The organism is Neorhizobium descurainiae (assembly GCF_051400715.1).
GTDB lineage: Bacteria > Pseudomonadota > Alphaproteobacteria > Rhizobiales > Rhizobiaceae > Neorhizobium.
The window spans coordinates 87,822-102,423 of sequence record NZ_JBLFFK010000015.1 but is presented as its reverse complement, the minus strand read 5'-3'; the positions used below and the strand labels follow the sequence as shown (position 1 = coordinate 102,423).

The window sequence follows — 14,602 nt, the reverse complement described above, 5'->3', positions numbered from 1 at the left end:
GGAATGATTGCTGGAATTCAAATGGATGTCGATGCGTGCTTTTCCGAGGACTACAAAGGAGCGCGTGCCCTTTTCCTGAAACGCGCCGCTGCGGCAGGGGGTAAGCTTACTTGCTACGAAAACCCCCATTCCGGCCCTTATGGCGAAGCTCTCGCGACGGATTGCGCGTGGTTCGGTCCGGAAGACGCCGAAAAGGTCATGGTGCTTGTTTCCGCCACCCATGGCGTGGAAGGGTTCTGCGGCTCCGGTGCCCAAATGGACTGGATGGCGACCGGCTGCGCGGGCCTCAAGCAGGCCGGCACGGCCGTGCTTCTCGTCCACGCGATCAACCCTTATGGTTTCGCCTGGCTGCGCCGCACCACGGAAGAGGGTGTTGACCTCAACCGTAACTGCATCCCGTTCGAAAATGGACTGCCGGCGAACGAGGGATATTCCGAGCTGGCCAACGCCTTTCTTCCCAGGACGCGGAATGAGGCAACGCTGAAAGCGGCCAAGGAGACGTTGGAAGCCTATCGCACGAAACATGGCGCCAAGGCTTTCTCGGTTGCGCGCAGCAGCGGCCAGTACACCCATCCTGAAGGTTATTTCTATGGCGGCACTGGCCCGACCTGGGCACTGCAGACGATCAATAAGATTTGCGATGATTTCCGGCTGTCTGAGCGCAAGAGCGTCGCCGTCATCGACTACCACACGGGCCTCGGCTCCTTCGGCTATGGCGAGCCGATCGTTGGCCATTCGCCGGGCACGAGCGGCCAGGCCCGCTGCCGCGCCTGGTATGGCACCAGCCTCGGCGAGCCTATGCTTGGCAAGTCGTCTTCAGTGGTCATTGCCGGCCTGACGCAATATGCTTGGGCGCGCAAAATCGGCGATGAGAAGCTGACTTTCATTGCCTTGGAATACGGCACGTTCGACGCGGAAACCGGCGCCGAGGCGCTTCGCGACGAACATTGGCTGCATGCCTATGGCAAGGTGGATTGGTCGTCGGAGGAAACGCTGAAGATCAAGAATGCACTCAAGCGTTTCTACCATCCCGACACGCAGGATTGGAAGGAACTCGTCCTGATGCGCAGCCGTCAGGTCATCGCACAGACGTTGGGCGGCCTGGCTGAACTCTGATCAGCCAAGCTCCATTCCCTTGACACCATTTGCTTCGGCGGCCTCGAGAACCAGAGAGGCCGCCGCAAGATCCTCGATGGGCCGACCATCCGAAAGGAAAACGCGTATGCCTTGGTGTGCCGTGGAAGCGCAGCCGGCTATCGCAGCTTGCATATCCACGAGATGATCAAAATGTCCGCCGAGTTCCGCGCTTGCGGCAGACCACTGGTCCTGCAGCCGCTTCGGCATGTCCGACATGACGGCCGTGGCCATGCGAACCAAGGCAGGGTCGATTTCCGTGTTGCCGGGATGAAAAGGTCCGACCGACGCTACGATCGCATCGGGTTTGACGTCTTCAGGGTGAACAAGAGGAACGTCCGACATGCTGGTCAGGACGATCGCGTCTGAACGGCGAAGCAATTCGGACCGCGATACCGCCTGAATAGGCCTTCCGAGAAGCTCGGAAATTGCCGCAGATGCGCCGCAGGCACGCTCCATGTCTTCATTGGCCGAGGCGATTAGAATGGTTTCCCATTCGGCGACGCAAGTCATAGTCTCGGCATGCGCCCGCATCTGCACGCCGGTACCGATCAGGCCAAGCACGCCGTTCGGCTTGATGCCCAGCGTCCGGCAGGCCAGCGCCGTGGTTGCGGCGGTGCGCAGCGCCGTGATGCGCCGCCCGTCCATCATGGCACGGATGCGTCCTGTCACCGCGTCCATGACGATGATGACCGCATCGATCTTGGGCAATCCCCTGGCGGGATTGCCGAGCACACCCGACAGAACCTTCGTCGTGGCGATACCAGCGGCGGGCCAGTAGGCCGGAAACGCTACATAATTGGCGCCATGCTCATGGGCATCGATGCGCAGCGGCCTTGGCTCGGTCAAAAGGCCGGAGTCCGCGTCTCTGAATGCGGCCTCCAGACGCGCGATGAGCGCAGCCGGCTGAAGCAGCCGGGTTACCTCCCGCTCGCTGAACCAGACGGGAGCACTCATCCAAAAAATCTCCTTGATGGAAGTGGGGGGCGTTACATGTCGCCCGCTTCCTTGCTGGGATTTGCGCAAACGGCGATCACCAGGCCGGCTTCGCCGATGATGTGGCGATAGCGGTAGTTGACGGGGAGATACATGGCGTCGCCCGGCTTGAAGATATGCTCTTCGCCGGTAGCCTCGACGATCTGCTTCGACCAGCCATGCAGGCAATAGAGAATGACCTCGTGCACGCCATCGCCTTCGACCATTACGTCGAAATGGGGCATGTAAGTGGTGATGTGGAAGGAGATCGAGGAGCCGTGCAGCTTCTTCGTGATCAGCCGGTGGCTGAATTCCTGACCGGGATGGACCCAGGTCAGCTTCACGTCTTCCTGTCTCGACCAGCGGATTGCGTCACCCATTGTCTGTTCCTTTCTGTTGTCCATCGATGAGGGTCAGGCCGCGGCCCCGGTTTCGAAGCCGTCGAGAATCGCCGCCTCGATATCACGCGCCGCATAGGCGTCGCCGATGATGGTGGTCTTGATCGATGCCGCCTTGAGAGCTTCCGCTAGGCCCGCCTGCGGTACGCCGGGTGCGGCGATGACGATCGTGTCGTAGCGCTCGGTGCGACAGTCCGTGCGGGTAAAGACATTGTGGAAGGTGACGTTGCCGCCATCGAAGCGGCGCGGCACTACTGTCGGTGTGAAGACGATCCCGGCGGTGAGCGCCTTGGCGTAGAAATAGGTGATGTTCTGGATCTCGAGCTTCTGGCCGACATGGAAGGATGCCGTGCTCATCTCGACGCTGTGGCCCATTTCCGCAAGCATGATGGCCGTAACCATCGCAGGCTGGCGGTCGAGGTAATCGACGACCAGCACCTTCCGACCTGCTTTTGCGGGATCGGCGACAACCTCGTCGACGGTCAGGATCGGGGCCGAGCTTGCACCCTCCACATCCAGCGGCTCGAATGACGTTCCGGTGGCGAGCACGACTTCGTCGGGTTGCAGCGACCGGATGAGATCCGGTGTCGCTTCGGTACCGGTGCGGATATCGACGCCCAAGCGGTCGAGAAGATCGAGCTTGTGAGCCAGCAGCTTCGACCATTCGTCGCGGCCCTTCGGCTTCATCGCAAGCTTCATGCGCCCGCCGAGTTGATCGGACTGTTCGATCAGCGTGACACGATGGCCGCGCCGGGAGGAGACGACCGCAGCCTCTATCCCGCTCGGTCCGCCACCGACGATGACGATGTGTTTGGGGGTCTGAACCGGTTGCAGCTGGGCGTAGGCCAGTTCTCGGCCTGTCACGGGGTTGCCGATGCAGCTGATGTGGCGGCCGCGGTAAAGCCGTCCGAAGCACGCCTGTTCGCAGCCGATGCAGGGCGTGATGTCATGCGCCTGGCCGGTGCGGGCCTTCTTCGGCAGGAAAGGATCTGCGATCAGAGCGCGGCACATGCCGGCCATGTCGGCATCACCCGCGGCGATCATCTCGTCCGCCAGCGCCGGAGTATGAATGCGCGTGCCGTGGATGACGGGCACGTCGATCTCATCCTTGATGCGGCGCGCCACGGATTTGAACGGCGCCGGCTCCAGCCCCATCGGCGGCTCGTGCAGCATGTTGCTGACCAGGTCGCCATCGGTCCCGGCACTGACGTCCACGTAATCGAGCGCGCCGGCCTTCACCAGCAACGGCACGATCTCGGCCATGTCGGCGGCCGTCAGCCCGCCTTCGACCAGTTCGTCGCCGGAGCAGCGGATGCCGACAGGGATATCGGGACCGACACGCTTGCGAACTGCCGCCAGCACCGCCTGCGGAAAGCGCACTCGGTTTTCCACCGAACCGCCATAGAGGTCTGTGCGCTTGTTTGTCAGGGGAGACAGGAACTGCTGGATCAGCAGACCATGGCCGCAATGCACCTCGATCCCGTCCATGCCTGCCTCGACGCAGCGAGCGGCGGCATCGGCATGGGCTTCGACCAACTCCTCGATTTCGTCCACGGTCATCGGGTGGGCGACCTCGCCGTATTTCTGTTCGTAGACCGCTGATGCGGACCAGAGCGCGGTGGGACGCGCCGAAGTCGCCAGACCCATATGCGACAGATAGCCGAAGATCTTGGTACCGTGCAGATGGACCGCATCCGACACGGCCCTGAGGCCCGGAATGATCGTATCGTCGTAGTTGCACAGCAGACCGGTAATGCCGGGCGAGGAGGGGTGGACCTGCTGCGAGCCCAGCATGATCAGGCCGACTTCGCCCTTCGCACGCTGTTCGTAATAGGCGATCATCTGCTCGTTCGGCCGCCCATCCTTGGGCATGCCGGTGCCGTGCCCTGTCAATACGACCCGGTTACGGATCTCGACCTTTCCGAGCTTGATGGGCGACAGCAGATGATGGAACGCGGTCATAGGCACTGGACTCTCAACAGGCGATCGGCTCGGCAACGAAGGTGGCGACCTTTGCAGGGTCGATGCCATCGTGGCGATGCGGTGCGAATGGCGCAAGCAGCGGCTCCTGCCCGGTGAGGATGTCACTTGCGACGCAGGCGCCGATCTGCGGCGAGATCTGGAAGCCGTGGTTCGAGAACCCGGCGGCGAGATAAAGGCCGCCGATGCGGGTGCGGCCGATGAAGGGAAGGCTGTCGATGGACTGCGCCTCGACGCCCGACCACGCCTGTGCGAGCTTGCGGCTCCGGAGCGCGGGCAGAACTGCTGCAGCGCCGCTCCATTGCCTTGCCACATGCGCGTCGACGCAATTGCTGCCGATGCCCGTTGGCGCAGGGGCGGCAATCCAGCGCCCACCGATCATGAATTCGCCCGATGGCGTCTGCTTGAGGGACAGATTGCGCCCGACAGCCGTCACGGTCGGCGCCAGCATCTTCTCTGCCATATCGGAGAGAAGCATTTGCAAGCCGCGCCAACGCAGCGGCAACGCAATGCCAAGCTTCGACAGAAGGTCGATGCTCCAGGCGCCTGTCGCGAGAATGAGTTGGTCGCTCGACAAGATCGTGCCATCGGCCAATACGACACCACTTGCCTTTCCGCCATCCATCTTCACCGTCGCGGCCTGGCCGAAGATCGTCTTCGTGCCGAGTCGTGCAGCGGCGCGGGCGAAGGCACGCGCCGTGCGGCCCGGATGTGCCTGACCGTCGCCGGCCGTATAAGCGCCGACGATGGCGTTTTCGGTCAGTGCCGGCGCGATCGCCCGGAGACGGTTTCCTTCGACCCTTTCGATGGGAAGCCCGGCAGCTGTATCACTTGCAAACCGCTGCTCGATGACCGGAACTTCACTCTCGATTTCGGCGATGTGCAGATGTCCGCCGAACGAAGCCTCAAGGTCGGCGTCGAGCTCTTCCGACAGGGTTTTCCAGCGCGCCGCAGCGAGCTTGGTGATGGGCTGGTCTTCCGCATGGCGACCCTGCGAACGCAGGCCGCCCGCACTCGCCCATGTGGCCGCCGGCTTGGTGGCGGCGTCAAAAGCCTGGTCCAGCAGCGTCACATTCGCTCCGTCGCGCGCCAGATGATAGGCGATCGAGGTGCCGATCACCCCGCCGCCGATGACGATCACGTCGCTCATGCCGCCGCTCCCGTGTTCTGACTGATGATGTGATCCGCAGCGCGCAGCGCGAGCGCAAGAATGGTCAGCGCCGGGTTGACCGGCGGCAGGGAGACGAAGCTCGATCCGCCGAGCACGACCAGACCGGGGGTGTCGTGCACTTCACCGAACCCGTTGGTGACGGAGGTCGCCGGATCGTTACCCATGCGCGTGCCGCCGACGTCATGCGTGCTGATCGGCCCGGTAAGGAACTGGCGGCGCCAGGTGCGGGTCGCGCCCATGCCGAGCGCGATCTTTTCGGCCCGGTCCTGCAGGTATTGCATCAGCTTGCGCTCGTTGTCGCCGATGTCGAACGTGATGCGGATCACCGGCCGGCCGAGCTTGTCCTTGACGTCCGGATCGAGATCGAGCCGGTTGTTTTCGTAAGGCAGGATTTCCGGGTCGATGAACAGCATCGCCGTGCTGTTGTAGGACGACAGGAAGAAATCGCGCCAGGCCTCGCCCCAGCGCGGCACATCCGGCGGCAGCACGCCCGATGCCTCGATGGGAAGATACTGGTTGAAGGCTGCGATGCGACCGCCGCAAATGAAATCGACGTCGCTATGGTCGAAATGGTCGCCGGAGAGATCGGCAATCGCCATGGCCTGCGCCGTGGGTCCGATGAAGCGGTTCAGCCGCTTGCCTTCGAAGGTCGCATAGACGGATGGCTGCTGCCGGGTCATGTAGTGGCGGCCGACCTGATCGGTCTCGTTGCCAATGCCGCGGCCGTGACGCCTGCTGCGAGACAGCAGAAGCAGGCGGCTATTCTCGAAGGCATAGGCCGCGACCACGACGGTACCGCCCGCCTGGAAGCGGGTCTCGCCGTCCAGGCCCAGATAGTTGACGCCGACCGCGCGGCCGCTCTCGTCGGTGACGATTTCCATAGCCCTTGCACCGGAAACGATATGCAGCCGGCCGCTTTCCAAGGCTTCCGGAAGCACCGTGTTCTGCGCGGAAGCCTTGGCGTCGACATGACAGCCGAACCGCGAGCAGAAACTGCAATAGGTGCAGGCGTGGCGGCCATTCCACGACGTGGTGGCGATGGCGGCGGGCAGGGGGAAGGGATGATACCCTTGCGCCTTCGCGCTGTCCGCGAAGAGCTGTCCGAGACCGCTCGTCCTCAGCGCCGGCATCTTGTAGGGATTGGCGCGCGGCGCCTCGAACGGGTTGCCGCGCGACCGCTCCGGGTTCTCCCGATTGCCGGCGTGGCCGGAGACGCCAAGCAGATCCTCGGCCTCTTCATAGAACGGTTCGAGTTCGGCATAGCTCATCGGCCAGTCGGCGAGCGTCGAACCTTCCGGAATGCGATGATCGCCGTATTTCGCGGCCGTCGCGGAGCGGATGCGGAAATCGTCTTCGTAGAAGCGCATCGCGACAGCGCCCCAGGCGATCGAGTTGCCGCCGAGCGCCGTTTCCAGGCCCTGGGACATGACGGCGCGCCGGGCCTTTTCGCCGGGGCGCGTGCGCCATGTCGGCACTTCGTCGTTGAATTTAGCCGCGCCGCCTTCGTTGCGGAAAGCCGTCGCCAGCAGCTCGTCCATGGAGCGTTCGCGGCCCGTGCGAGGAGGGCCTGCTTCGAGGATAACGACCTGAAGCCCGGCGCGCACGAATTTCAGGGCCATGAAATTGCCCACCGCGCCCCCGCCGACGATCAGCACATCCGGATTGGCGGGAATGCTGGCTGTCGAGGGTATCGTCCTCGGCAGGCCGGGAAGGCGGGCATCCTGCGAGACCTGTGTCAGGCTCTGCGGCTGGCGGTCAACCTTATAGTCCAGCTTCTGCTCGTCTTCCCGGAAGCCAAACTGTGCGCCGGGGAACCCGACGGCCTTCCAGCCGGCAAAATCCTTGTTGCCGCCGTGAATCGGGTCGGAGAACAGGCCTTCCCGCAGGTGACGGATGACAAGATCGAAGGTCGTGCGATCCGGATTGCGCAGGAGGCCGGGCAGTTCGTCGCGTTCGAAAGCAGCGACGACGGCAAGCTTGTCCGCCGCGCCGACGAAGGAGCCGCCGGCCGCCTGATCGAGGCTGCCCAGCATCGCGCGGTATTCGCTCACAAAGACAGCGTAGGGGCCTGCAAGGGCATGGTCGATATAATCCGAAGCGCCGATGGTCACAGCACCGGGCGTTGCCGCACCGGGCGGGAACAGACAGTCGCAGAGTGCGTCAAGCGTCGCGCGCTCGCCGGCGGTCAGCGCCGTGATCTTCGGCCCAATTCCCACGTTCATTGTCCACGCCTCAAAAGTCTCTGCATGAAGGCCTTGGTCCGCGGCTGCGCAGGATTGCGCAACACGTCGGCAGGCTTGCCTTCCTCGATGATCTTGCCCTTGTCGAAAAACATCAGCCGGTCGGCCACATCCTCGGCGAAGCCCATTTCGTGGGTGACGACCAACATGGTCATGGACTCACTCGCGAGCCGGCGCATGACGCGCAGCACCTCGTCGACCAGTTCCGGATCGAGCGCCGAGGTCGGCTCGTCAAAAAGCATGACCCGCGGTTTCATTGCCAAAGCCCGGGCGATGGCGACACGCTGTTGCTGGCCGCCCGACAGTTCGGATGGAAAGGCATCCACCTTGTCCGCAAGCCCCACGGAGGCGAGAAGCGCCTTCGCCATCTCGACGGCCTCGGCACGCGCGATCTTACGCACGGCCATCGGCGCTTCGATGAGGTTCTGCAGCACCGTGAAATGCGGGAACAGGTTGAAGTGCTGGAAAACCATGCCGATATCGGCGCGATGATGACGGATTTCGCGTTCGGTCGCCTTGCGGGTTCCATTGACGGTCTCGACCGCGCCCATGAGATGGCCGTTGACCCAGACATCCCCCGCATCGGGCGGATCGAGGTAGTTGATGCAGCGGAGCAGCGTGCTCTTGCCCGAGCCGGAAGCGCCGACGATCGCCACGACCTCGCCGCTTGCAACGGTGATGTCGACGTCATCGAGCGCCTTGACCTGTCCATAGGATTTGAACAGGCCTTTCGCCTCGACCATCGCGCGGTTGCTGCTCGGGTATTCTTGTTCGACAGAGGCCATTGTCATCCTTATCGGGGTGCCAGCCGGTAGGCGCGTGCGATCTTCGCTTCCGCCCAAGACTGCAACAGCGCCAGGAAGCCGCTGATCAGCAGATAGCCGAGCCCCGCGAAGACGATGAAGAGAAAGGGTTCGTAGGTGATCGACGTTGCCCGCGATGCCGCTGCCGTCAGATCCGCGACGGCGACCATCGAGGCGAGCGACGTTGCCTTCACCATGATGATGGCGCGGGTCATGTAGGGCGAGATCGCCAGGGGAAACGCCTGTGGAAGAACGATGCGTCTCAGCGTATGCAGATGCGAAAGACCGAGCGCCTTGGCCGCCTTGTACTGTCCCGAGTCGATAGCCGCGATGCAGCCACGGAAATCCTCGCTCATATAAGCAGCTCCCATGATCGACAGGCCGATCATGGCCGCCGTTAACGGCTGAAGCCGGTAGCCGAGCTGCGGCGTTGCGTAGAAAACGAAGAACAGCACGAGAAGCGCCGGTAGAAGCCGGATGGCATTGACGAGAATTGCGAGCGGTATCGCGACCCAGCGGCTTCCAGTCTCACGGATCAACGCGATGGCCAGCGCAAGCGGTGTCGCGATCAGAAGCGTCACGGCGGAGAGAAGCAGGGTCGTCCACAGGCCCTTGAGCAGGGAGGGATAATATTGAATGAAGAGGTCGTAGTAGCTCATGGGCTATCTCGCCGCTCTGCGTCTGGCGGCCCAACGCTCGCCATACAGCTGGAGAATGAGAAGGCCGGCATCGAGTACCGCATAGATCGCGCCGGCCGCGAGCAGGATCTCGAAAGGCCGGTAAGTAACGACGAAGACCTGCTTGGCCGCATTGGTGAGTTCCGGCACCGCGACCGCTGCCGCCAGCGCCGTCCCCTTCAATATCTCCGTCGCATGCGAGATATAGGGCGGCAATGCGGCGGGTATCGTCTGCGGCAGGATGATCCGGAACAGGGTGCGAGCCGGCGATAGCCCGAGAGCCTTGCAGGCCTGCCATTGGCCGCGCGCTACGCTCTGCAGCCCGGAATGAAAGACTTCACCGAAGTAGAAAGACATATAGGCCGTCATGGCGATCACCGCCGAAGGCATCGGCGGCAATGTCAGGCCGACGACCGGCAGGCCGAAGAAGGCCAGGAATAGCAGAAGAAGCGGCGGGATGCCGCGAAAGATCCAGCTCGCCGCGCGCACGATGGTACGCACCGTGGGCGACGGTGCGGACCGAAGCAGCGCGACGGCAATGCCGCCCGGCGTCGCGCAGAGGAGCACGATAGAGGTCAGGCTGATCGTGACCGTGGTCCCGCGCAGAAGCGCGGGCCAGACAGTTCCCAATATGCTGAAATCCAGTGTCACCTGCGCGTCCGATCCGGCTTGGCTTAGTAACCGATGCGGGTCAGCGCATCGACTTCCGCAGCGGAACCGCCGTACTTGACGACGAAGTTCTTCAGCGTGCCGTCGGCGCGGTAGTTGCCGAGCAGGGTGTTGACGGCGATCAGGAGATCAGGCTGCTTCGGGTTGACGCAGAGACCCTGCGGGAAGACCTGGAGGGCGGGGCCGACAAGCTGCAGCTCGGCCTTATTCGGCGCCGTGTTCAGGACGTTCAGCGCGTTGGACAGGTTCATCGCGACGAGCTTGACCTGGCCGTTCTGGAGCCCGATCAGGGATTCCTGCATGCCCGGGAATTCGGTCGCCGCTGCACCCGGAAGTGCCTTCTTGGCGCCTTCGAAATAGACTTCGCCGCGCACGCCGCCGAGGTCTGCGGACTTGGCGTCCGCAAAGGTCTTGATGTTGGTGTCCTTGCGGGTCACGGCCACGGTGGCGTTGACGGCGGTCGGCGAGGTCATGAAGAACTGGTCGGAGGCAAGGCGTTCCGCCGTCCAGGATGCGCCGTCGCAGGCGATGTCGAAGCGGTTGGCGGCAAGACCCGGAAGAATCCCGGCCCATTCCAGCTGCACGAATTCCGGCTGCAGATCGAGATCCTGTGCCAATTTGGTGAACAGCTCGACATAGCTGCCGGTCAGCTTGGATGTCGCCGGGTCAACGAACGTACGCGGCGGGGAGGCGCCGGTCGTTCCGATGGTCAGCTTGCCGGGATTGACGAGAGCGCGGAACTTCCAGGGCTTAGGAAGCGGCTGATATCCCTTGGTTTCACCCAGCACGGTGTTGAATGTGGAGGCATCCTGTGCCAGCGCCGGCGCATGGACGGCTGAGATGGCCAGCACGGCAGCGGCGACGGTGGCCTGCAAAAATCGTTTCATCATGTTGGTTCCCCTTTTTTGGTTTGCTGAACTCTTGTGGTCCGCCAAGACCGTCCGAAAGCGTCACTTCGGCAACAGGCCTGCCATTCCGAGATGCTTTTCGTACCAGTCCCATTCCCTATCGAGAAAATCCCGAAACGCCCGGCCGGGCAGGAAGGCGTCCGCCTGTCCGTTGCGGGCGAGATAGGCCTTCCACGCATCGGATGTGCGCATCTTCTCGATGATCGCGTGCCAGCGCTTCTGGTCGGCTTCCGGCAGATCCGGCGGCCCCATCAGCCCACGCCAGAGATGGAAGGTCACAGGAACGCCCGCTTCGGCAAGCGTCGGAACGTTCGGAAACGCCTCCGACCGCTCCTCGCTCAAAACGGCGATGACGCGCAGCACGCCGGATTCCACGTGCGGCAGGATTTCGGCCGCGACGCCGCAGCCCCAGTCGATCCGCCCCTCGATCATCGCCGTCCAGACGGCAGGTTCGCTTGGCACGACGACAAACTCGACATCGGCCTTGGCGCCTTCGGCGATCGAAAGCCCGAGCAGATGATTGATGCCGCCCTTGAAATAACCGCCGGTGCGGGTCGTCCGACCGGCGATCCCGGCGAGGAATTCCTTGGCGTCCTTCCACGGGCTGTCGGAACGCACGACGAGGAAAAAGCTGTCGGCGACAAGCCGCGCGACCGGCGTCAGCTGACGATGCGTCAGCGTCATTCCCCGCAAAAGAGGGGCCTGAATGAAGACGGGCGTGCAGGTGGAAATGCTGTTCGGATCACCGCTGCGGGTGATCAGCAGGTTCATCGCATCGACACCCGGATCATCACCCTTGGGGGTCGTGGACCATGCCCGATCGTCGGCAGCCGTCTCACGTACGCCCTTCAGCAGGGCTTCCGCAAGGACGGGCGGGGCGCTTCCGGGAGGGCCGTGGATGATGAAATCTACCGTGTCCATGGTCTGTAAAACGAGCTCCACTCCAAGATTTCCGTGATATTATTTCTGATATCTCAGTTGTCAATCGAAAGCCTGTAAGCACTTGCGATTTTTTGCAATTTTGCGAAAATCGGTATGTGGATTTTTTAGGCAATCGGGTGCCTTTTGGATCAGCACTTCACAGTGCCGATCCGCCCCGGGCGATCATCTTGCGGCATGCAATGTGCTGGGCCGCTTCACCAAACGGCCCAGCCGTCCTTCGTCAGAAATTCACGCATGTGCCTATTTTTGTAGCACATCATCAAACTGGGGCTCTGCCTTCCTGTGCGTCCCGGAATTCGCTCAGCGGCAGCCAGAAGCTCGGGCCAAGTTCTGCGAACCGTCGCATGGGGATGGCCTTCGGCTTTTCCCGCGGCAGGATGAAACCATCCTTGCTCTCGCCCGTATAGTGCCTGGCAAGTTCGCGTCCGAGCGCCGTGGTCAGCGCCACGCCGCGGCCGTTGCAGCCGATCACCGCATCCATGTTCGGTGCGACATCGAAATAGCGCGGATAGGAATCCATCGTCACCGCGATCGTACCCGTCCAGGAAAATTCCGCTTCCGGCTTTTCAATATCGGGAAAAAAGCTCTGCAGCCTGCTGCTGAATTTGCGTTTGGCCCGCTCCAGGGCGCGTGGGCCGAGCACGACGATCCCGCCCGTCAGCAGGCGACCATCCGGAGACCAGCGCACCGCAAAGGTATGACGGCGCGTATCGGCGACCGGCGAGCGGCTAGGCAGAATGCGCCTCTGCGCCTCGGCGTCGTAACGCTGCGTAGCGATCTGGAAAACGCGCGCCGGGATGATGCCGGCATTCACCTCCGGCACCAGCTTGCCGACAAGCCCGTTGGTCGCAAGCACGACCCGCTCGGCGCGGACGGTGCCGGCCGGCGTCCGGGCAAGCCACTGGCTCGTCCGCTCGAAGCCAAGAACGCGGGTCTTTTCGTAGATCTTGACGCCCGCCGCAACGCAGGCATCCGCGAGCGCTCGCGCATAGGCGAGGGGATTGATCTGCCCGCCGGACGGGACGAGAAAGGCCCCGTGATAGACATCCGTTCCGACCTGAGCGGCCGTCTTCCCGCGATCAAGCATCTCGACGTTCTTGCCAAGCCGATGCCATTCGGAGGCCCGGCGTTCGAGCACGGCGAGCATGGCTTTCGAGTGAGCCGGCTGCAGCCATCCGGTCTGCTCGGCGCTGCAATCGAACGAAAGCTCCCGGACAAGGTCGAAGAGAATATTGCCGGAGTCGCCGACGAGGGAAACGAGACGCTTCGCGTAGGTCTCGCCGAGGCGTGAGCTTACGTCGTCCGGCCCGATCATTGTCTTCAGACTCGGAACGACGAAACCGGTATTGCGGCCCGAGGCGCCGAAGCCGATCTGTTCGGCCTCGACAAGCACGACCCTCACGCCGCTTCTTGCCAGATGCAAGGCGGTCGAGAGGCCCATGAAGCCGCCGCCACACACCAGCACGTCAGCGTCCATATCCGCGGCAAGCGCCGCCGAAGGTTCGCGCGGCCGGGTCAGGAATGACCAAACTGACTGGTGGAAGGTATCCATGCGTACTCCGATTGGGTTTTCAGCTGCTTGCAGCATGCCCAACCGAAGCCTGCGCCCTGTCGAGGCGCGGATGGCTCAGAGTGCGATGCTGCTGATGTTTCGAGACGAGGCAAGGGCCTGGAAAAGCCCCTGTCGGGTAAGCTCGTTGTGGCGGATCATGACTGCGCGCGCCGCATCCGGATCGCGCTTGCTCAGGATATCGACGATGGCATGGTGGTCGCTCTGGGTTTCGCCGCTGACGTCGCGCAGGCGGGCGCCGAGATAGAAGAAGCGTTCAAGCTCGTCGATCTGCCGCGTCAGGAGCTGGTGAAGACGCTCGTTGCCGGAAGCCTTCGCGATGGCGACGTGAAAATCGCGGTTAGCCTGAATGAAGCGCTTCAGGCTCGGTTGCTCTGAACGGTCGTAGACGACGTCCGCCAGTCGGTTGAGATTGTCGATATCGGCGTCGGTGATGCGCTTGCAGGCGAGTTCCGCCGCGCCGGCTTCCAGGATCGTGCGCAGGTCGAACAGTTCGTTCATGTCGCCGAACGTCACTGGAACGATCTGGTAGCCGCGCCGCGGGAATGTCCGCACCAGCCCCTCGGAGCGCAGCGTTGCGAGCGCCTCGCGCACCGGCGTCTTGCTGACGTCGAAACGTTCCGCCAGTTCCGCTTCGGAAACTTCCTTGCCGGGCTCCAGAACGCAGGTCAGGATTTCGGTACGCAGCATCGTATAGACTTTTTCGGTCAGTGAACCGGACTTCTTCTTCCGGCGGCCAGCGGCATTTGCCTTTGCGTCGGACCGAGCCGGTTTGATCGTATCTTTTGCGACTGCTGTGGCCATCTGCTCTGCTTCCTCGATCTCGAACCGCTACAGTTTTTCTCCAAAACTGCCGCGTCTATAGACTTTTTTACATATCGCACGATCTTTGATTCGCATATCTGCTGATATTCCAGATGTCGAGATGCAGAGGCAGGAAGGGCATTGTTCCAAGCGCCCGTGGCATAGGCTTAAGGGCGTCTTTAAAATATCACGTGATATATGATAAGTATGCCGCTGGCAACCGGTTTTTCAAATGCGGTGGATAATTTCCATATCGTCCATAGAACATGACATTGCTTTGACAATCATATTTTCGTGGTATATCACGAAGAATATCTTTAAGTCTTTGCCT

Annotated in this window: 13 protein-coding genes; 1 reads left to right on the top strand and 12 read right to left on the bottom strand. The window is 62.4% G+C overall.

Translation table 11 applies throughout. The annotated features are described in order from the left end of the window. Nucleotides 1-21 precede the first annotated feature (21 nt). Entirely contained in the window at nt 22-1,116 is a 1,095-nt protein-coding gene (locus ACMGE0_RS22760) for a M14 family metallopeptidase (RefSeq protein WP_436818172.1), read from the top strand. Here the strand turns inward: ACMGE0_RS22760 and ACMGE0_RS22755 are convergent, their stop codons facing one another. The 12 genes from ACMGE0_RS22755 to ACMGE0_RS22700 form a co-directional block, all read right to left on the bottom strand. After that, on the bottom strand, nt 1,117-2,091 hold the full coding sequence (locus tag ACMGE0_RS22755) for a hypothetical protein (RefSeq protein WP_436818171.1): 975 nt from the start codon (nt 2,089-2,091) through the stop codon (nt 1,117-1,119). It abuts the gene before it with no gap. Nucleotides 2,092-2,123: 32 nt separating this feature from the next. Further along, nucleotides 2,124-2,489, bottom strand: a complete 366-nt coding sequence (locus ACMGE0_RS22750) for a cupin domain-containing protein (RefSeq protein ID WP_436818170.1) — start codon at nt 2,487-2,489, stop codon at nt 2,124-2,126. Between the two features lie 33 nt (nt 2,490-2,522). After that, nucleotides 2,523-4,469: an oxidoreductase gene (locus tag ACMGE0_RS22745; protein WP_436818169.1), complete on the bottom strand. Its 1,947-nt coding sequence runs from the start codon at nt 4,467-4,469 to the stop codon at nt 2,523-2,525. 13 nt (nt 4,470-4,482) lie between these two features. Next, entirely contained in the window at nt 4,483-5,637 is a 1,155-nt protein-coding gene (locus ACMGE0_RS22740; protein ID WP_436818168.1) for an NAD(P)/FAD-dependent oxidoreductase, read from the bottom strand. Further along, nucleotides 5,634-7,880, bottom strand: coding sequence for a GMC family oxidoreductase (locus tag ACMGE0_RS22735; protein ID WP_436818167.1), 2,247 nt, complete (start codon nt 7,878-7,880; stop codon nt 5,634-5,636). The genes ACMGE0_RS22740 and ACMGE0_RS22735 overlap by 4 nt, the downstream gene beginning before the upstream one ends. After that, nucleotides 7,877-8,683 carry an amino acid ABC transporter ATP-binding protein gene (locus ACMGE0_RS22730; RefSeq protein WP_436818166.1) on the bottom strand — a complete coding sequence of 269 codons (807 nt, stop codon included), beginning with the start codon at nt 8,681-8,683 and terminating at the stop codon, nt 7,877-7,879. Before ACMGE0_RS22730 ends, ACMGE0_RS22735 begins: the two co-directional genes overlap by 4 nt. Before the next feature lie 8 nt (nt 8,684-8,691). Then, nucleotides 8,692-9,360 (bottom strand): amino acid ABC transporter permease, encoded by a 669-nt coding sequence (locus ACMGE0_RS22725; protein ID WP_436818165.1) that lies wholly within the window; start codon nt 9,358-9,360, stop codon nt 8,692-8,694. Nucleotides 9,361-9,363: 3 nt separating this feature from the next. Then, nucleotides 9,364-10,029 (bottom strand): amino acid ABC transporter permease, encoded by a 666-nt coding sequence (locus ACMGE0_RS22720; protein WP_436818164.1) that lies wholly within the window; start codon nt 10,027-10,029, stop codon nt 9,364-9,366. Nucleotides 10,030-10,052: 23 nt separating this feature from the next. Next, nucleotides 10,053-10,937, bottom strand: a complete 885-nt coding sequence (locus ACMGE0_RS22715) for a substrate-binding periplasmic protein (protein WP_436818163.1) — start codon at nt 10,935-10,937, stop codon at nt 10,053-10,055. A gap of 60 nt (nt 10,938-10,997) precedes the next feature. Further along, nucleotides 10,998-11,876 carry a tripartite tricarboxylate transporter substrate binding protein gene (locus ACMGE0_RS22710; protein ID WP_436818162.1) on the bottom strand — a complete coding sequence of 293 codons (879 nt, stop codon included), beginning with the start codon at nt 11,874-11,876 and terminating at the stop codon, nt 10,998-11,000. A gap of 280 nt (nt 11,877-12,156) precedes the next feature. Further along, the gene (locus ACMGE0_RS22705) at nt 12,157-13,449 is read right to left on the bottom strand and encodes an NAD(P)/FAD-dependent oxidoreductase (RefSeq protein ID WP_436818161.1); all 1,293 of its coding nucleotides are present in this window, start codon (nt 13,447-13,449) and stop codon (nt 12,157-12,159) included. A 75-nt stretch (nt 13,450-13,524) separates the two neighbouring features. Then, nucleotides 13,525-14,271 (bottom strand): GntR family transcriptional regulator, encoded by a 747-nt coding sequence (locus ACMGE0_RS22700; protein WP_436818160.1) that lies wholly within the window; start codon nt 14,269-14,271, stop codon nt 13,525-13,527. Between the last annotated feature and the right edge of the window lie 331 nt (nt 14,272-14,602).